At 30.7% G+C, this 23,568-nt stretch carries 23 protein-coding genes and 1 tRNA gene; 5 read left to right on the plus strand and 19 right to left on the minus strand.

Annotated features, from left to right (window positions below; all coding sequences use genetic code 11):
- Positions 1 to 16: 16 nt before the first annotated feature.
- The 16 genes from HALO113_RS05675 to mraZ form a co-directional block, all read right to left on the minus strand.
- The gene (locus tag HALO113_RS05675) at positions 17 to 616 is read right to left on the minus strand and encodes a class I SAM-dependent methyltransferase (protein ID WP_159778101.1); all 600 of its coding nucleotides are present in this window, start codon (positions 614 to 616) and stop codon (positions 17 to 19) included.
- An 88-nt stretch (positions 617 to 704) separates the two neighbouring features.
- Positions 705 to 778, minus strand: a tRNA-Arg gene (locus HALO113_RS05680).
- A gap of 95 nt (positions 779 to 873) precedes the next feature.
- Entirely contained in the window at positions 874 to 1,323 is a 450-nt protein-coding gene (locus HALO113_RS05685) for a GatB/YqeY domain-containing protein (protein ID WP_159778102.1), read from the minus strand.
- A gap of 166 nt (positions 1,324 to 1,489) precedes the next feature.
- Positions 1,490 to 3,460: a cell division protein FtsZ gene (gene ftsZ, locus HALO113_RS05690; RefSeq protein ID WP_159778103.1), complete on the minus strand. Its 1,971-nt coding sequence runs from the start codon at positions 3,458 to 3,460 to the stop codon at positions 1,490 to 1,492.
- A gap of 11 nt (positions 3,461 to 3,471) precedes the next feature.
- A complete protein-coding gene (gene ftsA, locus HALO113_RS05695) occupies positions 3,472 to 4,830 on the minus strand; it encodes a cell division protein FtsA (protein ID WP_159778104.1) in 1,359 nt (452 codons plus the stop codon).
- Between the two features lie 9 nt (positions 4,831 to 4,839).
- Positions 4,840 to 5,565 carry a cell division protein FtsQ/DivIB gene (locus HALO113_RS05700; protein WP_159778105.1) on the minus strand — a complete coding sequence of 242 codons (726 nt, stop codon included), beginning with the start codon at positions 5,563 to 5,565 and terminating at the stop codon, positions 4,840 to 4,842.
- Entirely contained in the window at positions 5,552 to 6,901 is a 1,350-nt protein-coding gene (gene murC, locus HALO113_RS05705) for a UDP-N-acetylmuramate--L-alanine ligase (RefSeq protein ID WP_159778106.1), read from the minus strand. The genes HALO113_RS05700 and murC overlap by 14 nt, the downstream gene beginning before the upstream one ends.
- Before the next feature lie 40 nt (positions 6,902 to 6,941).
- A complete protein-coding gene (gene murG, locus HALO113_RS05710) occupies positions 6,942 to 8,033 on the minus strand; it encodes an undecaprenyldiphospho-muramoylpentapeptide beta-N-acetylglucosaminyltransferase (protein WP_159778107.1) in 1,092 nt (363 codons plus the stop codon).
- A 1-nt stretch (position 8,034) separates the two neighbouring features.
- Positions 8,035 to 9,312 carry an FtsW/RodA/SpoVE family cell cycle protein gene (locus HALO113_RS05715; protein WP_159778108.1) on the minus strand — a complete coding sequence of 426 codons (1,278 nt, stop codon included), beginning with the start codon at positions 9,310 to 9,312 and terminating at the stop codon, positions 8,035 to 8,037.
- A 2-nt stretch (positions 9,313 to 9,314) separates the two neighbouring features.
- Positions 9,315 to 10,646, minus strand: coding sequence for a UDP-N-acetylmuramoyl-L-alanine--D-glutamate ligase (murD, locus tag HALO113_RS05720; RefSeq protein ID WP_159778109.1), 1,332 nt, complete (start codon positions 10,644 to 10,646; stop codon positions 9,315 to 9,317).
- Between the two features lies 1 nt (position 10,647).
- A complete protein-coding gene (mraY, locus tag HALO113_RS05725) occupies positions 10,648 to 11,865 on the minus strand; it encodes a phospho-N-acetylmuramoyl-pentapeptide-transferase (RefSeq protein ID WP_159778110.1) in 1,218 nt (405 codons plus the stop codon).
- A 28-nt stretch (positions 11,866 to 11,893) separates the two neighbouring features.
- Positions 11,894 to 13,357 (minus strand): UDP-N-acetylmuramoyl-L-alanyl-D-glutamate--2,6-diaminopimelate ligase, encoded by a 1,464-nt coding sequence (locus tag HALO113_RS05730; RefSeq protein ID WP_159778111.1) that lies wholly within the window; start codon positions 13,355 to 13,357, stop codon positions 11,894 to 11,896.
- Complete coding sequence (locus HALO113_RS05735) at positions 13,354 to 15,336, minus strand: penicillin-binding protein (RefSeq protein ID WP_159778112.1); 1,983 nt, start codon at positions 15,334 to 15,336, stop codon at positions 13,354 to 13,356. Before HALO113_RS05735 ends, HALO113_RS05730 begins: the two co-directional genes overlap by 4 nt.
- Positions 15,327 to 15,686: an FtsL-like putative cell division protein gene (locus HALO113_RS05740; RefSeq protein ID WP_159778113.1), complete on the minus strand. Its 360-nt coding sequence runs from the start codon at positions 15,684 to 15,686 to the stop codon at positions 15,327 to 15,329. The genes HALO113_RS05735 and HALO113_RS05740 overlap by 10 nt, the downstream gene beginning before the upstream one ends.
- A gap of 16 nt (positions 15,687 to 15,702) precedes the next feature.
- Complete coding sequence (gene rsmH, locus HALO113_RS05745; protein WP_159778114.1) at positions 15,703 to 16,602, minus strand: 16S rRNA (cytosine(1402)-N(4))-methyltransferase RsmH; 900 nt, start codon at positions 16,600 to 16,602, stop codon at positions 15,703 to 15,705.
- Complete coding sequence (gene mraZ, locus HALO113_RS05750) at positions 16,589 to 17,059, minus strand: division/cell wall cluster transcriptional repressor MraZ (protein ID WP_159778115.1); 471 nt, start codon at positions 17,057 to 17,059, stop codon at positions 16,589 to 16,591. Before mraZ ends, rsmH begins: the two co-directional genes overlap by 14 nt.
- A gap of 361 nt (positions 17,060 to 17,420) precedes the next feature.
- On the opposite strand from mraZ, the gene HALO113_RS05755 reads away from it, so the two are divergent.
- From HALO113_RS05755 to HALO113_RS05765, 3 genes are read left to right on the plus strand one after another with little or no spacing between them, the layout of a single operon-like run.
- On the plus strand, positions 17,421 to 18,176 hold the full coding sequence (locus tag HALO113_RS05755) for an alpha/beta fold hydrolase (RefSeq protein WP_159778116.1): 756 nt from the start codon (positions 17,421 to 17,423) through the stop codon (positions 18,174 to 18,176).
- Between the two features lie 37 nt (positions 18,177 to 18,213).
- On the plus strand, positions 18,214 to 18,828 hold the full coding sequence (gene yihA / locus HALO113_RS05760; RefSeq protein ID WP_159778117.1) for a ribosome biogenesis GTP-binding protein YihA/YsxC: 615 nt from the start codon (positions 18,214 to 18,216) through the stop codon (positions 18,826 to 18,828).
- 57 nt (positions 18,829 to 18,885) lie between these two features.
- Positions 18,886 to 19,824, plus strand: a complete 939-nt coding sequence (locus HALO113_RS05765) for a DUF3829 domain-containing protein (RefSeq protein ID WP_159778118.1) — start codon at positions 18,886 to 18,888, stop codon at positions 19,822 to 19,824.
- 167 nt (positions 19,825 to 19,991) lie between these two features.
- Here the strand turns inward: HALO113_RS05765 and gldC are convergent, their stop codons facing one another.
- Together gldC and gldB are read right to left on the minus strand one after the other, a co-directional pair.
- Positions 19,992 to 20,324 carry a gliding motility protein GldC gene (gldC, locus tag HALO113_RS05770; protein WP_201297577.1) on the minus strand — a complete coding sequence of 111 codons (333 nt, stop codon included), beginning with the start codon at positions 20,322 to 20,324 and terminating at the stop codon, positions 19,992 to 19,994.
- Positions 20,324 to 21,280 (minus strand): gliding motility lipoprotein GldB, encoded by a 957-nt coding sequence (gene gldB, locus HALO113_RS05775; RefSeq protein WP_159778119.1) that lies wholly within the window; start codon positions 21,278 to 21,280, stop codon positions 20,324 to 20,326. The genes gldC and gldB overlap by 1 nt, the downstream gene beginning before the upstream one ends.
- A gap of 101 nt (positions 21,281 to 21,381) precedes the next feature.
- On the opposite strand from gldB, the gene nadE reads away from it, so the two are divergent.
- Both nadE and HALO113_RS05785 read left to right on the plus strand, forming a co-directional pair.
- Positions 21,382 to 22,188, plus strand: coding sequence for an NAD(+) synthase (gene nadE, locus HALO113_RS05780; RefSeq protein WP_159778120.1), 807 nt, complete (start codon positions 21,382 to 21,384; stop codon positions 22,186 to 22,188).
- A 95-nt stretch (positions 22,189 to 22,283) separates the two neighbouring features.
- Positions 22,284 to 22,913 (plus strand): response regulator transcription factor, encoded by a 630-nt coding sequence (locus tag HALO113_RS05785; RefSeq protein ID WP_159778121.1) that lies wholly within the window; start codon positions 22,284 to 22,286, stop codon positions 22,911 to 22,913.
- 13 nt (positions 22,914 to 22,926) lie between these two features.
- On the opposite strand, the gene gwsS is transcribed toward HALO113_RS05785, so the two are convergent.
- A partial coding sequence (gene gwsS, locus HALO113_RS05790; RefSeq protein ID WP_159778122.1) for a grasp-with-spasm system SPASM domain peptide maturase occupies positions 22,927 to 23,568 on the minus strand: 642 nt, incomplete at its 5' end.

Genomic DNA, 23,568 nt, shown 5'->3' on the forward strand with positions numbered 1-23,568 from the left:
TTAAATATGGTAGTCATTATTTTTTATACACCATCACCGTAAAGTCATCTGCTATATAATCTTCTTTTAGAACTACATTATTAGAAAGCGTTTTACAAAAATTGGTGATGGTTTTAGGCGAATAGGTCATTAAAATTCCATCAAGGTTTATGGTATCACTTAATAAATTAAATCCTAATCCCTTGTTACAATGCGCATACAAATGAGCTATGGCTTTAAAAATAAAATCGGGGTCGCTATTCTTATAATTCAGAGAACCCGAAACCAAAACATAATCGATTTGAGGTAAATTACCTTTCATAAAATCACCCAGATAAAACCTTGCAGAAGGAAGATCTTTGTTTTTTTCAATCGCGTTATCTAAAAAAGCAGGAATCATATCGATACCATGATAGGAGAAATTTGTAAAATGTTGAGATAAATAATAACACAAATCACCATTTCCGCAGCCAATATCCAATACAGAACAATTATTTAAATCGCCTATTTGCGTTAATATTTCAAAACGTTTCAGTTGGTCGTCCGCAGAAAACCAAGCCAAACTTTCTGGTTTATTCGAACCGTATTTTTCAATCTTATCCTGATGAAATTTTTGAATATAAAGTTTATCTAGCATTATGATTTTTATTAAGGATAATGCATACAAGTTAAATAAAAAAAGCTAAAAAAATTGATTTTCTTTCAATTCTATTTAGCTTTTGATGTGACCCCGAAGGGATTCGAACCCCCAACCCTCAGAGCCGAAATCTGATATTCTATCCAGTTGAACTACGGAGCCATAGTAAGAAAAAGAGAAAATACAGGAAAAATTCTCTATTTAGAATCTATTAATAATCTTTCTCTTTTTTCTTTCTCTTTTTTCTTTCTCTTTTTTTATACTAATAATTTCTTTACAATTCCAGAAATTACTTTTCCTTCTGCCTGACCTCCAATTTGTGCTGAAGCCAATCCCATAACTTTACCCATTGAAGCAATTCCATTTGCTCCTGTTTCTGATATAATTTTAGCTACTATAGCTTCGATTTCCGTTTCTGATAACTGTGCTGGTAAAAACTTCTCAATTACTGCAATTTGAGCCAATTCTGGTTCTGCTAAATCGGCACGACCTTGATTAGTATATATTTCAGCACTGTCTTTACGCATTTTAACCAAACGCTGTAATAATTTAATTTCATCTGCTTCAGACAATCCATCTGATGCACCTGCTTCTGTTTTGGCTAAAATAATAGCTGCTTTAATCGCTCTTAAAGCTTCTAAAGCTACCGTATCTTTTGCTTTCATGGCTTCTTTCATTTGGTCCATGATTTTTACTTCTAAACTCATATTCTTTTTATTATATGTTGGATGTTATTTTTATTTTAAAGCATTTCGACTGCTCTCGATCTGTCAAGCGTTATAGCTATTTTTTTAAATCTGTTGCAAAAATAGTAAAAAAAATCCCGAAAATGTTACTTCTCGGGACTTAAGGTTAGGTTAGTTATAGCAGATTTTAATCTACATTATCATGCAAGAATGAATTATTTGATCGTAACTGTAAATCATCATTACTATCTGTCCCTAGTGACATTCTTGATTTTGCATTAAAGTCATTAGGTGCAGATGTTACATCGATTCCCATTCTTTTATATGCTGGTTGTTTTTCAATTTCATCAATATAAGTAGTACTATTATTGAATTTATAATTGAATTCTTTCATTTTACGTTTTCTTTCATCAGAACGTGCTTTTAATGTTTCCTCAATTGTCATTTCAAAAGGAGAATCATTATCTAAATTTGATGCACTTTCAAATTTTGGTTGTTCTGTCTTTTTAACAGCGAAATTTAATTCTTCATCTACAGGCTCATTAACTTCTGCAACTGGTTTAAATGACAATAATTCCTCTTCTTTTTGCAAATAATCTTCTAAAGAGTATCTGATAATTCCATCTTTGTTTACTTCCGTTACTGGTACAACATTTATAGGATCTTTTACTTCTATTTGCTTTGTTTCTTCAGATAAATGAAACGTCTTTTTAGGTTGTTCTTCTATTGTTTCATTACCAAATAAATCCAAAGAGAAAGAAATTTGTTCTTCTTTAATGACAAATTCTGGATCGATTACTTCTATATTTCTTACTTGAGGAGCAATAATTTCAAACATTGGTTCAGCCATAACTGATTTAGGAGTAATGACTTCAAAAGTAACGTCTAAATTTTTTATAAACTCAGATGTTGGGATTAAATCCATTGTAGGAGTGATATCTTGAATTTCAAATTGAATTTCTTTTTCTTCTACTTCTTCTAAATTAAAAACTACTTTTTCAACCGAATTTACTTCTGATATAGGATTATTCTTCTCTTCTTTAGGCACATTGGTTTCAAAAATTGGATCACTTACCACCATATTCACTATGGTTTTATTGGTTAAATCATGAACAATTTTTTGGTCATCTTCTAAAGAGTGAATAATTTTTTTAGGCTCAGTGTTAACAATTTCTGCTTGTTGTTCAATATTGAACCCAGTTGCAATAATAGTTACAGCTACAGCATCACCTAAAGTTTCATCTTCACCAACTCCCATGATGATGTTCGCATTGAATCCTGCTTCAGTTTGAATATAATCATTGATTTCTCCTATTTCATCAATTGTAATTTCTGATGTTCCTGAAACAATTAATAACAATACATTTTTAGCTCCTGTTATTTTATTATCATTTAACAAAGGGGAATCTAAAGCATTGACAATTGCTTCTTTTGCTCTGTCTTCTCCTGATGCTATGGCAGAGCCCATTATAGCCGTACCACTGTTAGCTAAAACAGTTTTAGCGTCTTTCAAATCGATATTTTGAGTATAGTGATGCGTAATAACTTCTGCTATACCTCTAGCTGCAGTTGCTAATACTTCATCTGCTTTTGAAAACCCAGCTTTAAAGCCTAAGTTTCCATACACTTCACGTAATTTGTTATTGTTAATTACAATTAGAGAATCTACTTGTTTACGTAATCTTTCCACACCAAGCAAGGCTTGTTCAGAACGTACTTTCCCTTCAAATTGAAAAGGGATAGTTACAATTCCCACAGTTAAGATATCTCTTTCTTTTGCCAACTGCGCAATTACAGGAGCAGCACCAGTACCTGTACCACCACCCATTCCTGCAGTTATGAAAAGCATTTTAGTATTCGTATCTAACATCTTTTCAATATCGATGATACTTTCTAATGCAGATTGTTGTCCTACTTCAGGGTTAGCACCTGCGCCAAGTCCCTCAGTTAAACTTACACCTAATTGTATTTTATTTGGTACGGCACTATTTTCAAGTGCTTGCGAATCGGTATTACAAACAATAAAATCTACTCCTTTTATTCCTTGTTTAAACATGTGGTTGATGGCATTGCTACCACCTCCTCCTACTCCAATAACTTTGATAACGTTGGATTGGTTTTTTGGTAAATCGAATGAAATGCTTTTAAATTCTTCCATAATGGTACTTTTTATTCTGCGTTATCTAAAAACTCTTTAATTTTTTCTATATACTTGTCAAAAAATGATTTTTTGATTTTGTTCTCTGTTGTTTCTTTCTTTTCTTCTATTTTTGGTTCTTCTGGTTCTTCGATTGTTTCAATCACTACTTTTGGTTCAAAAACAGGTTCCTCTTTTTTCATCTCCACTAAAGGAGTTGCGCTTTTAGTATTATTTCTAATACTATTCATAACTAAACCCACTGCTGTTGCATATAACGGGCTTGATAGTTCTTCATCCGAATTGCCTGCCAAATGCTCATTTGGATACCCAATACGCGTATCCATTCCAGTTATATATTCTACCAATTGTTTGATATGTTGCAACTGGGAGCCTCCTCCTGTTAAAACAATACCTGCAATTAATTTTCTTTTTGGGTCTTCATGTCCATATAATTTGATTTCCGCATATACTTGCTCAATGATTTCCACTACACGAGCATGAATAATTTTAGACAAGTTTTTTAACGAAATTTCTTTTGGTTCTCTTCCTCTTAATCCAGGAATAGAGACAATTTCATTATCTTTATTTTCTCCTGGCCAAGCCGATCCAAATCGCACTTTTAATAATTCAGCTTGCTTTTCGATAATCGAACAGCCTTCTTTAATATCTTCTGTAATAACATTTCCTCCAAAAGGAATTACTGCAGTATGTCGAATAATCCCATCTTTAAAAATGGCTAAATCGGTAGTTCCACCACCGATATCAATTAAAGCGACACCAGCTTCTTTTTCTTCCTGACTTAAAACTGCATCGGCAGAAGCTAATGGTTCTAATGTAAGACCAGACAATTCTAAGCCAGCGCTTTTTACACAACGACCTAAATTGCGAATAGAAGCGGCCTGTCCTACCACTACATGAAAACTCGATTCTAATCTTCCTCCATACATTCCGATTGGTTCTTTAATTTCCCCTTGTCCGTCCACTTTAAATTCTTGTGGCAAAACATGGATAATTTCTTCACCAGGTAACATAGCTAATTTATGCACTTGACTGATTAAAGAATCAATATCGCTATCATTTATTACTTCCTCTGAATTAGGACGACTAATGTAATCACTATGTTGAATACTACGAATATGTTGACCCGCTATTCCTACAACCACATCGTTTATTTTGTATCCTGAATCGTTTTCTGCTTCTATTATAGCTTGTTGAATAGACTGAATTGTTTGTGTAATATTGTTCACAACACCTCTATGAACACCTAAACTTTTGGACTTTCCTACACCTAGAATTTCCAATTTTCCGTATTCATTTTTCTTACCAATCATTACTACAATTTTTGTAGTCCCGATATCTAATCCTACTGCAATATTATCTTTGTTCATAATTCACTTCTATTTCTTACAAACTACTTGTTCGGTAAACATTACGTTTACTTCTTTATAATTTTTAATTAATGTGTCCTTACTTGCATGTTGAAAAAAAGCTTTGTAATTTTTCAGCTTCTTTTCAACATAAATAGGTTTACCAAAAATTATTTTATAATCATAATTTCTATTTGTCAAAATAACGCTACCCGAAGGCAAAACTTGTATTCCTGTGATGTTCTTTTTTAAGAAATCATCTTTATAAATTTCGTTACACAACAGCACATAATTAGCCTTCTCTTTTTCATCAAGATTTCCCATAAGAATAGGAACTCTTGCAGAAAAGTTTTCAGACAGAGGTATCTCAATACCTTTATAGTCAAGATAATACATAGTACTACCTGACACATATCGTACAATTGGGGTCTTTTGTGTTATGTTTGCATTTAGAGAACCATCTATTGTTGAAAAAATTTCACATTTTTCAATCATCTTGTGATTATTAAGAGCAGCTTCTAAAGACTTCAAATCTACTTCTTCTTTTTTAATTGTTAATGTACCACCTAAATTTTGTTTCAACAAGTTATTAACTATTTCATGAGTTATGAACAAGTTTTCTTCTCCTCCTTCAAAAGAAATATGAATGTTTTTTATTTCTCTTTTCTCATTTTTATGAGAAGAAAAGGAATACAAAAACAGCATTATTGCCACAATTATAATCAACCTAATATTTTGCCAATTAAATCTTCGCATTAAGTACTTCTTTTACATCTTTAACTAACTCACCTATATCGCCTGCACCAATAGTTACAAAGACGTCCGCGTCTATTGAAGCAAATGTATCTGCCAACATTTCTTTACGAATCAACCTTTTATCTTTATTTTCAATCTTACCTAGTAACCAATCTGAAGTAACCCCTTCCATTGGCAATTCACGAGCTGGATAAATATCTAACAATATGATTTCATCAAATTTTGACAAACTTTCAGCAAAACCATCTATAAAATCTTTTGTTCTCGAAAACAAATGAGGCTGAAAAGCGGCCACAATTTTTTTATTAGGATACAACTCCCTAACCGCTTGATGCACCGCATTTATCTCGGTAGGATGATGTGCATAATCATCGATATAAACTAATCTTTCTGTTCGTATTTGAAAAGAAAAACGTCTTCTAACGCCCTTAAAAGACGCTAACGCTTCTTTAATTTTCTTACTATCAACACCATAGCTTTTAGCCATAGCAAAAGCGATTAAAGCATTAGATAAATTATGATGCCCTGGTAAACCAAATTTTACATTGGTAATCACTTCTACATTAGTGTTTACATCAAAAACATAAAACCCATTTTCAATTCTAATATTTTGCGCTGAAAAAGTGGCTTCTTGATTAATACCAATAGTATTACCTTTTAATGGCAATCCTTTAGCAACAAATAAATCTTTTATTTCTACTTTATTAGCAAACTCTATAAAAGAAGCCTCAATAGATGCCACATCACCATATATATCTAAATGATCCGCATCCATGGATGTCACGCAAGCTAAATTAGGATGCAGATGCAAAAAAGAACGATCAAATTCATCTGCCTCAACAACTGTTACAGTTTTACCCTCGCCAATTAAATTAGAATTGTAATTTTCTACTATTCCACCTAAAAAAGCAGTTACATCTACACCGCTTTGATATAAAATATGCCCCAAAATACTCGAGGTTGTTGTTTTACCGTGCGTTCCGGCTACTGCAAAACAAAAGGTATCTTTGGTAATTATTCCTAAGACTTCTGCTCTCTTTTTTACTTGAAATCCATTCTCAATAAAATAATTCCATTGCAAATGCGATTTTGGAACTGCTGGGGTAATAACCACCAAGGTTGATTCTTTATCTAAAAAAGCCGAGGCAATTAACTCTAGTTTGTCCTCAAAATGAATTGACATACCTAAAGCTTCTAATTCATCTGTAAGTTGCGTTCTTGTTTTATCATAACCCGCTACATTTTTACCTATATTCATAAAATAGCGAGCCAGAGCACTCATTCCGATTCCTCCGATACCTATGAAATAAATATTTTGTATTTGGTTAAGATTCATATTTTTTATTTGTTTTTTGTTTTGTTTACTCAGTGTCTTTTTAGACTATTTTTTCTATTTCATCAACAATTTCATTTGTCGCATTTGGCTTAGCTAATTTGTAAATTTTCTTACTTAATTTGGCTTGCTTTTCGTCGTTTGAAATAAGGTCGGCAAAGATATTCTTAAAATCGTTATCCAAGTCTTTTTCTTTTAATAAAATTGCTGCTTTTTTATCTAAAATGGCTTGTGCATTCTTAGTTTGATGATCTTCAGACACGTTAGGAGAAGGAATGAAAATAGTAGGTTTACCCACTATACACAACTCCGAAACAGATGAAGCCCCTGAACGAGAAATAATTACATCTGATGCAGCATAAGCAAAATCCATTTTATCAATAAATGCAAAAACATGAACATTTTCTTTGGTATTAAAATGACTGTATTCGTCAAAATACAATTTACCACACTGCCAAATAATTTGAACACCTAGTTCTAATAAAAAATCTATTTCTTTAGCTATTAGTTGGTTAATTCTTCTCGCCCCAAGACTACCTCCTAGCACTAACAATGTTCTTTTTGTACTATCCAATTCAAAATATGTAATGGCTTCAAAACGTTTCTCATCTATATTTAACAAATCTTGACGCACGGGATTACCTGTTATTTTTAGTTTCTCCTTCGGAAAAAATTTTTCTAAACCTTCATAAGCTACACAAATAACATTTGCTTTTGATGCCAATAATTTATTTGTAATTCCTGGAAAAGAATTTTGCTCTTGAATGAGTGTAGGAATACCCAACATAGAAGCTACTTTTAAAACTGCACCACTAGCAAAACCACCCGTACCAATAACTACATCTGGTTTAAACTTTTTGATAATTAAATAAGATTTCCACAAACTTGAAGTGAGTTTAAAAGGAAACATCAGGTTTTGCAAATTTATTTTCCTTTGTATACCAGAAATCCAAAGTCCTTTAATATTATAACCTGCTTGAGGCACTTTTTGCATTTCCATCTTATCTTTGGCACCTACAAAAAGAAATTCAGCATCATGAAAACGATACTTTAATTCGTTTGCAATAGCAATTGCAGGATAAATATGTCCTCCTGTTCCACCACCACTGATAATAAATTTCAATTTCTTTTCCATATTACTGATTCAAAATAGGTTCTAAAGGGTTTTCAGTTTCTTTTTCTTTTCTATTTTCAAGTTCATCTAATTCGATTTCTCTGTCTATAATTCTTTTTAATGCTTCTTCTCTTTTCAATTTTTCTTCTTCATCTAAAGCAACTTCTTGTTCTTTTTTGGTCACACTTAATATAACTCCTAATGCTACACATGTCATCCAAATAGAGGTTCCACCACTACTAATTAAAGGTAACGTTTGCCCTGTTACAGGTAATAATTCTACTGCAACAGCCATATTAATCAAAGCTTGAAAAACAATAGGAAATCCAAGTCCAATAATTAATAATTTACCGAATAAGGTAGGTGCTTTTTGAGCGTTAATAATAAATCTAAAAAATAACAAGAGATACAAAAACATTATCCCAAAAGCTCCAAATAAACCATATTCTTCAACGATGATGGCAAAAATAAAATCGGAAGATGATTGTGGCAGAAAGTTTTTTTGAACGCTTTTTCCTGGACCAAGACCATATATTCCTCCAGAAGCAATCGCAATTTTTGCTTTTTCAATTTGATAATCGTCTTCATTTGGTTTATCGTCTAAAAATCTTTCAATACGATTTCCCCATGTATTTACCCTACTAAATAATTTGTTTGTTGGGAAAGCTTTAGCTAGTAATAAAAAAAGTAAAAGTGAAGCTATTCCCATAGCAATTACAGTAGCTAAATATTTTAACGGATAATAGCCTACAAAAATAAGCATACATACCATAGAGAATATTAGAGCTGTTGTAGAAAAATTAGTTGGTAATATTAATACTAAAACTCCAAAAACAGGCAACCATAATTCTAAGAATGACTCTTTAAAAGTATATTCTTTATCGCTTACTTTAGCTAAATAGCGAGCAACATAAACCATTAAAACAGTAAAAGCTAAAGTTGACGTTTGAAAACTGACTCCTACAAATGGAATCTGAATCCATCGACTAGCATTCGCTCCACCAATAGTTGTTCCCTGAAAGAGAGTATACAATAGAAGAACAATAACCAGTGGTATTCCAAAAATGGATAAGGCTCTAAAATAATGATAAGGCACTTTATGTACAAAATAGATTATTGCAAAACCTAAAAACAAATGACCTAAATGTTTCACTAAATACCCAAGTGTAGAACCTTTACCTATTACATAAACCAAATTAGTACTAGCACTATAGACAGGTAAAAAAGAAACTAGTGCTAATAGAAAAACTATTGCCCAAATTACTTTATCTCCTCTTAATCTAGCTACTAATAATTTCATTTTTATAAATTATGCACTGCGTTTTTAAATTGACGGCCTCTATCTTCGTAATTTTCGAACAAATCAAAACTTGCGCAACAAGGTGATAACAAAACAGTATCTCCTTTTTCTGCCATTCTTTGCGCAATTTTCACTGCTTCAGTCATAGAAGTTGTTTCAATCATAACATCGACAACTCCATTAAAAGCATTAAACAGTTTTTGATTATCTACCCCTAAACAAATAATTCCTTTTACTTTTTCTCTAACTAATGGCATTAATTCATCATAATCATTCCCTTTATCTACACCACCAACAATCCAAACTGTAGGAGTATTCATGCTATCTAATGCAAAAAAAGTAGCATTTACATTTGTCGCTTTAGAATCATTGATATATTGTACATTTTGAATTTTCAACACTTTTTCCAAACGATGTTCAGCTCCTTGAAAGTTACTCAAACTTTCTCTTATCGTTTGTTTTCTTACTTTCATTAATTGTGCTACAGCGGTAGCTGCCATAGCATTTTTCAAATTGTGTTTTCCTTCTAAAGCTAATTCATTAATTGGCATGGTAAATAGGTCGTTATTAATTTTACTATTCAAATTGTTATTTTCTATACTTCCTCCTTCTTCTAATTGATTTAAAATAGAAAAAGTCAGTTTTTTTGCTTTTATTTTATTATTCTCAAACCATTTGTTCATTTCTATATCATCATGATCAACGATCAGAAAATCATTTTCAGTTTGATTTTTTGTTATCCTAAATTTTGAAGCGATATACAAATTGTAATCATAAGCATATCTATCTAAATGATCCGGACTTAAATTAGTTATTACAGCAATATCTGGTCTGTAATTTATTATCCCGTCTAATTGAAAACTGCTTAGTTCTAGCACATAATAATCATGATTATTTTCTGCTACTTGCCATGCAAAACTTTTCCCAATGTTTCCTGCTAAACCTACATTTAATCCACCTTGCTTTAACAAATGATAGGTTAGCAAAGTAGTCGTCGTTTTTCCATTACTACCTGTTATCCCTATTGTCTTTGCATTCGTAAATGGAAAAGCAAACTCAATCTCAGAAATTACGGGTATATTCAATTCTAATAATTTCTTAACTATAGGTGCTTTTTCGGGAATCCCAGGACTTTTCATAACTACATCTGCATCTAAAATGAGTGCTTCTGTATGTTTTTCGTCTTCCCAAGCTATATTATTAATCGTAAGAACTTCTTTATAGTTTTCTTTTATTGTTCCAAAATCGGAGACAAAAACATCATATCCTTTCTTTTTACCTAAGATTGCGGTACCTACTCCGCTTTCTCCACCACCTAGTACAACTAATTTCATTTTATCTTAATTTTAATGAAACCAATGAAAAAATAGCTAACAGTATACCCACTATCCAAAAGCGTGTTACAATTTTACTTTCATGAAATCCTTTCTTCTGATAATGATGATGTAAAGGAGACATCAAAAAAATACGTCTTCCTTCACCATACTTTTTCTTAGTATATTTAAAGTAACTTACCTGAAGCATTACCGATAAATTTTCTGCTAAGAAAATCCCACATAAAACAGGTATCATTAATTCTTTTCGAATAGCAATAGCAATTACTGCTATTATTCCACCAATAGTTAAACTACCCGTATCTCCCATAAAAACTTGAGCTGGATAAGTATTATACCAAAGAAATCCAACCAATGCTCCCACAAATGCAGCAATATAAATTGTCATTTCACCCGAATTTGGGATAAACATGATATTTAAGTAATCGGAAAAAATGATATTTCCAGACACAAAAGCAAAAATACCTAGAGTAAGTACCGAAATTGCAGAAGTACCTGCTGCTAAACCATCTATTCCATCGGTTAAATTAGCACCATTTGAAACCGCAGTAATAATAATTACCACCATAGGAATAAATATAATCCAAGCCCAGTCCTGATAACCATCACCCATAAAAGATAACACTTCAGCATAATCAAACTCATTATTTTTCAAAAAAGGAATTGTAGTTGCTGTAGATTTTTCATGTAAAACACTAGGATCTAGGTTTTCAATTTTTACGCGTTCTCCGATAGTATCTTTTCTTATAGTTACACCTGGATGTAAATAAAGAACTGAACCTACTATTAAACCTAAACCTACTTGACCAAACACTTTGAAAACACCTTTTAAACCTTGTTTATCTTTCTTAAAAACCTTAATGTAATCATCAATAAATCCAATGGTTCCCATCCAAAGCGTGGTCACAACCAATAAAATGATATATATATTTTCGAGTTTAGCTAATAACAAGACTGGTATAAGTGTAGCCATTATAATAATTATTCCACCCATAGTAGGCGTACCCGCTTTTTGACTTTGTCCTTCTAAACCTAAATCTCTTACCGTTTCACCAACTTGTTGCTTTCTTAAAAAATTAATTATTTTCTTTCCATATATAGCTGCAATAAGCAATGATAAGATAAAAGCGAATGCGGAACGAAAGGTAATATATTGAAAAACACCAGCACCTGGAAAATCAATAGCACGATCTAAATATTGAAAAATGTAATATAACATATCTTTATTTTTAATTTTTTAAAAAAAATTACTTTCCTAATTGTTCTAATAATTCTTTGACAATTTTTAAATCATCAAAATCATAACGTACTCCATTAATCTCTTGATACGTTTCGTGTCCTTTACCTGCAATCAAAATAATATCATTTGGTAAAGCTAGTTGACAAGCGGTTTTAATAGCTTGTTTTCTATCTAAAACAGAAAGTGTCTTTTTGAAATTTTGTGGTTCTACACCTTTTTCCATCTCATCAATAATCACTCCTGGATCTTCAGATCTAGGATTATCAGAGGTAAAAATGGCTTTAGTACTTAATTGTGACGCAATTTGAGCCATGATAGGCCTTTTTGTTTTATCTCTATCTCCTCCACAGCCCACAACCGTAATCAATTGTTCATTTTTAGTACGAATATCTTCTATCGTTTTTAATACATTTTCTAGAGCGTCAGGTGTATGGGCATAATCTACTATCGCTGTTATTTTAGAATCAGAAACTATATATTGAAATCTACCTGACACACTTTCCAAAGAAGACAATAACAATAGTGCTTCTTGTTCTTCTATTCCTAATTCTACAGCCGTTGCATAGATGGCTAATAAATTGTATGCATTAAACGATCCAATTAATTTAGTCCAAACTTCATTATTATCAATTTTCATTAATAATCCTGTAAATTGATTTTCTAAAATTTGTGCTTTATAATCAGCATACGATTTTAGAGCATAAGTAACTTTTTTGGCTTTGGTATTTTGGAACATAATCGTTCCATTTTTATCATCTATATTAGAAATTGCAAATGCCGTTTTAGGCAACTCATCAAAAAATTTCTTTTTTACATCTCTATATTCGGCAAAAGTATTATGGTAATCTAAATGATCATGAGATAAATTAGTAAAAATACCCCCTTGGAAGTGCAGTCCTTCTGTTCTTTTTTGATGGATTCCATGTGAACTTACTTCCATAAAACAAAACTCACATCCTATTGCTACCATTTCGTTTAAATAATAGTTGATAGTTAAGGAATCTGGAGTAGTATGTGTTGCTTTATATTCGGCTTCATCAACCAAAACTTTAACTGTTGAGAGCAAACCTACTTTGTATCCAGCTTTTTTAAACAATTGATACAATAAAGAAGCGATAGTGGTCTTTCCATTTGTACCTGTAACTCCAACTAATTTTATTTTTGATGAAGGGGTCTCATAATAGTTTGAAGCCATAAATGCTAAAGCTTCATTTGAATTTTTAACTTTTATATAAGTTACACCATTAACAATTTGCAAAGGAAACTCTTCGCAGATTATAACATTTGCGCCTTGACTAAGTGCTTTTTCAATAAAATCATGCCCATCAGAAATAACACCGCGAATGGCTACAAAAACATCATTTAATTCTACTTTTCTAGAATCAAATTCGATTTTATTCACTGCTACATCGGTAATTCCTTTTACAGCTTCAATACGCACTTTATAAAGTATGTCTTTTAAGACCTTCATGATAATTCAAGTGTTACAATTAGATTTTTTATAATTTTTGTACCTGGTGCTATAGATTGAAAAGCAACTTTACCTATTCCTTTAACATTCACTTTTACTCCTAAATTTTCGAGTAATGCGATAGCATCCATTCCATCCATACCTTTTAGATTAGGTACAAAAGCTGAAACGTTTTCAACTTTTTTAAAGTAACTGTTATATTTTTTCTCAGTATCTGTAATTTGTTTATTCAAATCTTGAATATGATTCGTTGGTGGTGAATCGGTATATATTTTCTGGGCTATTCTTTTAAAAACGGGTCCAGCTACGTCTGCACCATAATATCCCGCTTGCACATTTGGTTTATGAATTACTACAATACAAGAATATTTAGGATTATTGGCTGGAAAATAACCAGCAAATGAAGACACATAATGCAATTGCGATTTGTCTCGATAGTTGGCTTGAGCTGTACCTGTTTTACCTGCCATTGAAAAATCTTTAGAATACAATTTAGATCCTGTTCCTTTTTTAACCACATTTTCTAAAATTGCTTTTACTTTTTCTAATGTTTCTTCAGAAGCTATTTTAGAATTTATAATTTCAGTATCATATTTTTTTATTGTCTTGTTCCATTCTTTAATCTCTTTCACAAAAAAAGGTTTCACCATAACCCCATCATTTGCTACTGCATTATAGAGTGCTAATGTTTGTAAAGGCGTTAAAGAGATATTATATCCAAATGCCATCCAAGGCAAAGTAGTTCCATACCATCTTTCCTCTCCAGGTTGAGGAACATAAGGTTTCCCTTCTCCTTTTAATTGAAGTCCAAGAGGTTTATTTAAACCATAACTATTAATTCTTTCAACAAATTGTTTAGGATTATCTTTATAATTATCATAAACTGCTTGAACTAATACCGTATTTGAAGAAACCTCAAATCCTTTTGCCAAAGAAATTTTCCCGTAACCTCCTTTTTTAGAATCTCTAACTTTTCTTTTATAATATTCAACTACCCCATCATGCGTATCATAAATTTGGCTTGTATCTACTTTTTTATCTTCCAAAAGCGCAATTAAATCTAGAAGTTTAAAAGTCGATCCCGGTTCATGTGATTCGGCAACTGCGTAATTTTGGGTTTCATAATAGGATCCATTATCTGCTTTACCTAAATTTGAAATCGCTTTAATTTCTCCAGTTTTTGTTTCCATAACTACAACACATCCATGATCTGCTTCATAATATTCTAACTGTTTTAGCAAAGCGTGATGCGCAATGTCTTGTATATATACATCTATAGTAGAAACAATATCGTATCCGTCTTGAGGTTCTAATTCATTATTATCATTAATAGGTTTCCATTGATTTTTTGCAATTTTTTGCATCATTCGATGTCCATTTTTCCCATTAATATACTCTTTGAACGCAAATTCCAGTCCTTTTCCATCACTATCAGTTCTTTCGTAACCAATGGTCCTTTGTGCAATTAAACCTATTGGATGTTCACGAACTGTCTTTTGTTCTACAATAATACCTCCTTTGTAAGGTCCTTTATTAAAAAGTGGAAAACTTTTAATCCTCATATAGTCGGTATAACTTAATTTACTTGCCACTAAATAATACCTATTTTGATTTGACCTTGCTTTTTGCAATGCTGCTTGGTAATATCCAGATGATTTTCCAAACATAGCCGATAAAGAATCACTTAAAGGCTTAATATTTCCCTGAAAGTTCTCCTTTGATGGAGATAATGCATCAAATCGAATAGTATATTCAGGAATAGAAGTAGCTAATAAACTACCGTCTGAAGAATACACATTACCTTTATTAGCAGGAATAACAAAATTCTTAACCGTTCTTTCTTTTGCTAATTTGCGATAATAATCTCCTTCTAACCATTGAATATTATTAAGTTTTATCATAACTAAAATAGCCATCACAAATATTGTGAAAGCTACTAGATACATACGGTAGTTATTATTTTTGTCTTTTACTGCCATATTTTTAATTTATCTATAAAACTCTTTTTTTCTTCTTTTTGGGTTTTTACAATTATTTTAGTTGGAGGCACACTAGCAGGGAAAATTTCTCTTAATTCCATTTTTTTTGCTACTGTAGATTCCATTTTAAGCTTCATTAATTCGGATCTTCTATCCACAAATTCAGATCGTAACTCTTTTACTTCATTTGTTAATTCGGTAATCTTATAATTTTTAGCATCATAGCGATGATTATTTGCAATCATAATCATGGCTAGGAATATTAGAAAAACAATAAACTTCCAGTTTTTTAAAGCATCATCACTCACTAGAAATTTTGCTTTTAACAAACTATATATACTGTTTTTCATAATTTAAATCTATTTTCTATTCTTTTTTCTCTGCCACTCTTAATTTAGCACTTCTAGCTCTGTTATTTATTGCAATCTCTTGAGCATCTGGAACAATCAACTTTTCAATAATTTTAAAAGGAACATGATAATTTCCAAAAAAATCTCTTTCAGGTTCTCCTTCAAACATTCCATTTCTAAAAAAACGTTTCACCAATCTATCTTCAAGAGAATGATATGAAATAATGCTTATTCTTCCACCAACTTCTAATATCTCTAAGGATTGTTCTAAAAATTCTTTCAAAACATCCATTTCTTGGTTTACTTCTATACGAATAGCTTGATAGATTTGAGCCAATATTTTATTACTTTTATGTGGTGGTAAAAATTTTGACAAAACCTGTTTTAAATGTTCAGAATCTTTTATTTGTTTGTCTTTTCTAGCTGCAACTATCACATTTGCCATTGCACCACCATTTTTCAATTCTCCATATTCCAAAAAAACACGTTTCAAATCGTGCTCGTCATATTCATTCACCACATGATAAGCACTCAATTCCCCTTTTTGGTTCATTCTCATATCTAATTCTGCATCAAAACGAGTTGAAAACCCTCTTTCTGCAACATCAAATTGATGTGAGGAAACACCTAAATCTGCTAATATTCCATCAACTTTTTTAATCCCATGAAACCTTAAAAACCTTTTTATGTTTCTAAAATTCTCATTAATCAGTAAAAATCTACTGTCATTGATGGTGTTCTGCAAAGCATCTTCATCTTGGTCAAAAGCAAATAATCTTCCTTTTTCTCCTAATCGAGATATTATTTCTCTTGAATGTCCACCTCCACCAAAAGTGACATCAACATACACACCGTCTGACTTTATATTCAAACCATCAACTGTCTCTTTTAGCAATACAGGGTTATGATATTCCATCTTCATCATCAATTAAATTTCCCATTACTTCTTCTGCTAATGCTGCAAAATCATCTGTAGCATTTTCAATTACATTTTCGTACAATTCTTTATCCCAAATTTCAATGATATTCACTGCAGATGACAACACAATATCTTTGTCAATTTTTGCAAAAACGACCAAATCTTTTGGAATCAACAATCTCCCTGTCGAATCAATTTCCACCATTTTAACTCCAGCAGTAAATCGTCTTATAAAATCGTTGTTCTTTTTCACAAAGCGATTTAACTTGTTTATTTTTTGCATCATCTTATTCCATTCCGACATTGAGTACAATTCTAAACAAGGTTGAAAAACAGAACGCTTTAAGACAAAACCATCCTCTAAAGAACCGAATTGTTTCTTTAGAGAAGCAGGAAGCATCACCCTTCCTTTTGCATCTACTTTGCATTCATATGTACCAATAAAGGATGTCAATTATCTTTTTCTAATTAGAATATGGACAAATTTAAAAAAAAATTACCACTTTTTACCACTTACTACCACTTTGTTAATAAGTTTTCCCATTTCATTACTTATACAATCTATCTATGAAAGAAGCATTTACAGTTAAAGACAACCATATCAATCCATTTTTGAAAAAAATATATCATTAAAAACAATTAAAAAAATCTAAAAGAACCCACACAGAAAACGACATAATGTTGAAAACTAAAAACTTAGCTTTGGTTTCCCTAAGAGCTATTATCCTTTTTAAATAGTTTTAGCAATTGCTTTTAATTAGTATATAAAATCTTATATTTGTCAAAATTTCAGAAATAAATTTGGAATTCATTTTATGTTAAAGAAAGAAAAGAAGTACACTTATTTTGAAGCTGGTGAAGGAACACCTATTATTGTTTTACACGGATTAATGGGTGGTTTAAGTAACTTTGAAGCAGTAGCTGATTTTTTTCCAAAAAAAGGTTATAAAGTAGTTATTCCTGAGCTTCCCCTTTACACTCAAAATATTTTAAAAACAAATGTAAAAGCTTTTTCAAAATTTGTAAAAGACTTCATCGTTTATAAAGGCTTTGAAAAAGTAATTTTATTGGGTAATTCTTTAGGAGGACATATCGCATTGTATCATGCAAAAATGTATCCTGAGCTAATGAAAGGTTTAGTCATTACTGGAAGTTCTGGATTATATGAAAGCGGTATGGGCGAAAGCTATCCTAAAAGAGGAGATTATGAATACATCAAAAAGAAAAGTGAAGATGTTTTTTATGATCCAAAAGTAGCTACTAAAGAAATTGTTGATGAAGTTTTTGCTACCGTTAATGATCGTATAAAACTCATTAAAACTTTAACCATTGCAAAAAGTGCTATAAGACACAATATGGCTAAAGATTTACCTAAAATGAACACACCCACCTGTATCATATGGGGTAAAAACGATAAAGTTACACCACCTGAAGTAGCGGAAGAATTTGACAAATTACTTCCAAATTCTGAATTATTTTGGATAGATAAATGTGGACATGCTGCCATGATGGAACATCCTAACGAATTCAACAGATTACTACTACATTGGTTAGAAAAAAATAATATTTAATAATTCCCCTGCTTGGGGAATTTCAGTTTTTAAAAAGATGAAAATAACAAGTGCTGAATTTATAATTAGTAATTCTGATGCTACAAAGTGTCCTAATGAACCTTTACCAGAATATGCTTTTATAGGCAGGTCTAATGTAGGAAAATCCTCCCTCATTAACATGCTAACTAATCATAAGAATTTGGCTAAAACATCTGGAAAACCCGGAAAAACGCAATTAATCAATCATTTTAAAATTAATCAAAATTGGTTTCTAGTTGACCTACCTGGTTATGGATATGCACGTGTTTCCAAAAAAACAAAAGAAGTTTTTCAACAATTTATAACTCAATATTTTGAAACGAGACAACAATTAGTTTGCGCATTTGTTTTGATTGACATAAGGCTTGAAGCCCAAAAAATAGATTTGGAATTTATTAATTATTTAGGAGAAACTGGCATACCTTTTTGTATTGTTTTTACAAAAGCTGATAAAATCGGAAAAGTAAAAGCGCAACAAAACGTAGCTGCTTACAGAAAAAAAATACTGACTAATGGCTGGGAAGAAATGCCCCAACACTTTATAACATCCTCATTAGACAGTACAGGTAAAGACCAACTTTTAGAATTTATTGATCAAATTAATTCCGATTTTAGAAAAGAAACTTTTTAGTGTTTTTATTTTTAAATAGTATATTTATCACTTCAAACAATAAACAATAGACATACTATGAAAAAATTTTTTTTAAGCGCCTTGCTAATTGGCTCATTATTGGCTTGCAAAAACAATACTACAATTTCTACAAGCACTTCTAGTTTATTTAATGACGATTCTAATGATTCTGCAAATAATCTAATTAGTTATTACAATGCTGTTATTGAATATGATTCTAATGCATCTAGAATGATTGATAATCTACTAAATAATGATTACAATAAATTAGATGAAATGATTCAAGCTAAACAAAAAACTAATGCTTTATTAACATGGACTTCATTTATAGGCATGAATCCATCAACTAATGTAGGTTATGGAACAAACCAAATAAATATTCTACAACCAGAAGATTATTTAGATAAAAATCTTTCCGCTAAAATTAAACCCTTAATTGAAAAGGTATCACAATCTTTTAGTGAAACAAAAAAAAACTATGAAGAATTAAAAAAATATTACACTAATGAAGATTATAAAGATGACAATTGGACCAAAGGAAGTGACCTCTTAGGCAAAATCAATATTAGTAGCACTGAATACTATAAAAACCGAGATGAATTTTTGCGCATTATCGACACAAGTGTTGAAGAAGCTGAAGAAAAAATATTAGAAGATCATTCGATAAAAGAGGCTATCTTACATGCTAAAAAAACATTAAAAACAGTTGATGAAATGGCCGATTTAGTTGCAGATGAAAGCACTTCTATTGAAGCTATAGAAAAAACATATACCTTATTAGAAAAAAGATTAGAAAGCAGTAAGTCAATTAATCAAGACAAACTTAAAGAACAAAACAAGTTAGAGCCTTTCAATTCTTTTTATAAAGCTATAGAAGATATTATAGGTAGTATTAGGAAAGCAAAAAGAGATGGTGAAATATCCGATGCGGATTACAAAGACATCAATTACAAGTATAGCTATGTTATTTCAACCTATAATCGATTTGTTAAATAAAAAATAAAGCTGTCCAAAAAGTAATGTTTTTTTTGTCAATCTGAACTTGTTTCATATTCTAAATAAAACTAATAATCAGAATTTTAAGATTCTGAAATAGAAGATTCAACAGAGTTAAATAAATTTCAGAATGACACCTTTGTAAACTTTTTGGACAGCCTCATTTTTTATTTTAATTCCATTTTTTCTGCAAAGTAATCACAAAAATCCTTCATAGTTGCAGCCATTTTTTCATCATTTGTAGCTCTATGAAAAGTATCAGACATCGCTACTAAAGTTTGATGAAAAAAGATTTTCATCTCATCTACAGGCATGTCTTTTGTCCATAAATCGATTCGAAGCGTTTCTTGAGCCTTAGCGTCCCAAAGAGAAACCATCATAGCTTTCGCTTCTTCCTCATTCACACCACCATCTTGTGCAGTCCATGTTAATTTTTCTGGAACTCTATTTTCATCTAGCTCAACTAAAAATTTTATTTCAGAGGTTATTGTTTTAGACATTATTTATTAGGTTTATATTTAGATTTTTCAAAAATAGTTTTCGCATCTGTAGCTAGTAATTGTTCTAAAGAAACGTCATTATTATCCATATAACTTCTCACAATTTGCCATCCTAACCATTGACCTACCCTTCCAGGGGATTCATTATCTATTTCAAGATAAAATTTTGAAAAAGGAGCTTCATTTATAAAACGAAATTCATTTTTTACGTTACTTTCGTAAAGCAAATTATTCTCAATAAAATAGCTCCACATTTGATATTCATTTTCTTTACACCAAGCTAATTGTTGTTCTGTATAACCTATTTTAGTAGCATCAGCATATTCTGGAATTAACTTATCTTTCAAATACAACTCCTTTCCATAATAAATCATAATAGAAAGTAACGTTCTGTCTAATGGTCTCGCAATTTTTCCATAACTAAAACTCGATACTAAATCGGGAATAATTTGATTCTCTTCAAAACTAAAACGTTGATATTCAGAAAAATCTACATAAAAAGGATGATCCTTACCTAAATAACAATCTAAAGAAATAAAGGCAATTGAATCTGCATAAATTGTTTTAGCTTCTCGATCAACTTCAGAAATAATTGTTATAACTCTTGGCGTTTTATATTTAGGGAAATAGTATTGAACATGTTGAAATAGATTTTCTAAATCATTTTCAAGTTTAGAAGTATTAGGATATTTTTTTATTACCTCCTTATACAAGTCTCTAAAAAGAGGATTTTTTAATTTATTTGTCCAAACTGTATCTTCATTTCCATCAGGAAATAAAAATGGATATTTTGCTTTAACATTTTTAAGACTTAATGAATCCGATTCATAGAATAACTTGTCAAAACGTTCCACTTTAAATTCTACAGGAATTTCTGCTACTTTCTCTTCAATTTTATCCTCCTGTTTACAAGCAATAATAAGCAATAGCAAGGAAGCCAAAAAAAGCTTTTTCATATTGGGTATTTTTTTTATAATTTTATGCAAAAATACAATTCTAAATTCTTAAAAATAAAAGCGCAAATATACATCTTCGCGAATTAAATTTTCTTAAAAAAATGACAAATTCAACATCTTTTCAAGCTGAAAACATAAATCAACATATTGTGCAATGGTTACTTGACTATGCTACTAACGCAAAAGTAAATGGTTTTGTTATAGGAATATCTGGAGGCATTGATAGCGCGCTAACTTCTACGTTATGCGCCCAAACTGGATTACCTACACTTTGTGTTGAAATGCCTATACATCAAGCAGAAAGCCATGTTTCAAGAGCTAATGAACATATAAACCAATTAAAAGAAAGATTCCCAAATGTAAAGAGTGAAAGAGCTGATTTAACTCCTGTTTTTGAAACTTTCAAAAAACAAGTAAACTCAAGTTCTAATGAGAAAATATTAAATTTATCCTTAGCCAATACGCGAGCTCGTTTAAGAATGACAACACTATATTATTTTGCAGGAATTCACGGTTTACTTGTAGCTGGAACTGGTAATAAAGTAGAAGATTTTGGTGTAGGGTTCTATACAAAATATGGAGATGGAGGCGTAGATTTAAGTCCGATAGCCGATTTAATGAAAAGCGAAGTTAGATTATTAGCTAAACATCTAGGTGTTCCTGAAAGTATTATACATGCAAAACCTACTGATGGCTTATTTGGTGATGACAGAAGTGACGAAGATCAATTAGGAGCTAATTATGACGAATTAGAATGGGCTATGAATGAAGACGAAAAAGGAAAAAAAATAGAAGATTTTTCAGGTAGAGAAGCCACAGTTTTTTCAATATACAAAAGATTAAACACAATTAATCAACACAAAATGAATCCTATACCTGTATGTATCATACCAAAAAATTACAAATGATTTTAGAGCATATTACTATCTAATTAACAAGTAATTACATTTTTTTTCTTAACTTTGAATATAAGTTCACTGTTTTTTAATTAACATATTAAGTCATGATAAAAATTTGTGTTGCAGACAATCAACCCGTGGTTGTTCAAGGTATAAAATCTTACTTCAACAATCATTCGACTATACATATTGCCGCTAGTGCAAATGATTTAAAAAGTTTGACTTCCATTCTAGAAAACAAATCCATAGACATTGTAATTATGGAATTTGAGTTATCTGGTGTAAGTAGTATAAGAGATATAAAACAATTATTAAAAGAATTTTCCAATGTAAAATTTATACTTTTTACTTCTGTCTCTGAAAAAATGTACGCACCTACTGCTATAAAAGCTGGAGTTGCTGCATATATACAAAAAACAATAGACTTAGAAGATTTAGAAAACAATATAATTAAAGTGTATCAAGGAGTCGTAATTTTTAGCGATGCAGTAAAAAGAACTATTGATATTTTATCTAAAGGAAAAAAATCAGAACGTCTGTTTAAAAAATTATCCACTAGAGAAATTGAAGTATTACGTTATTTAAATGATGGTAAAAAAAATAAAGAAATAGCTGAAATTTTAAGTTTAGATGAAAAAACAATTAGTACCTACAAATTACGCTTATTAGCTAAATTAAATGTAACTAATCTAGTAGATTTATTAACTAAGGCAAAAAGTTTAGATATTATTTAAGAATACCTACTCATCACTCTAATTCTTTCATGCCGTAAAATTTAATAGCATTTTGTTTTAAAGGATTTTCACTCCATTCTTCCCACTCATTAGTGTAAGGATTATATCCACATTTTAAAGGTTTTGAGTATTGGTTTTTTGGATCTTCAATGTAAGCACGACAATCGGTACAAATATGTCTAAATTCACAATCTTTACAAATTTCTATTTCATCTTTTGTTATATTCCAGTATTTTTTAAAATCTTTATGATTTAAAACTTCTTCTAAATTAGTATTATTAATATTACCAAAACTCTGAAACATAGAAGGGCAATTTTTAATATTACCTTCTTTATCAATTGAAAGTTTCCTATTCAAACAAGTATTATTATTTTGAGATTCAGTAAATGACTCTATTAAAAAATTAAAATAATTATGATGAACAACACCACAATGTGTTTCGTCATTTATTTTTTGTTTAATTCCAACTATAATTCCAAAACCAAAATTTTCTGGTTGAATAATTTTGTTTTCTTTGAAAGAATGGATAGTTAAACTCTTAATTTTTTTATTATCAGAAACCCATTTTTTTAAGTTATCCAAATTAATAGAATTATCAATTTTTAAAATAAATTCAACTGATTTTATAAATGAGTTATTTATCAAGTTCATAAT

It is taken from the genome of Flavobacterium sp. 9AF (assembly GCF_902506265.1).
Classification (GTDB): Bacteria; Bacteroidota; Bacteroidia; order Flavobacteriales; family Flavobacteriaceae; genus Flavobacterium.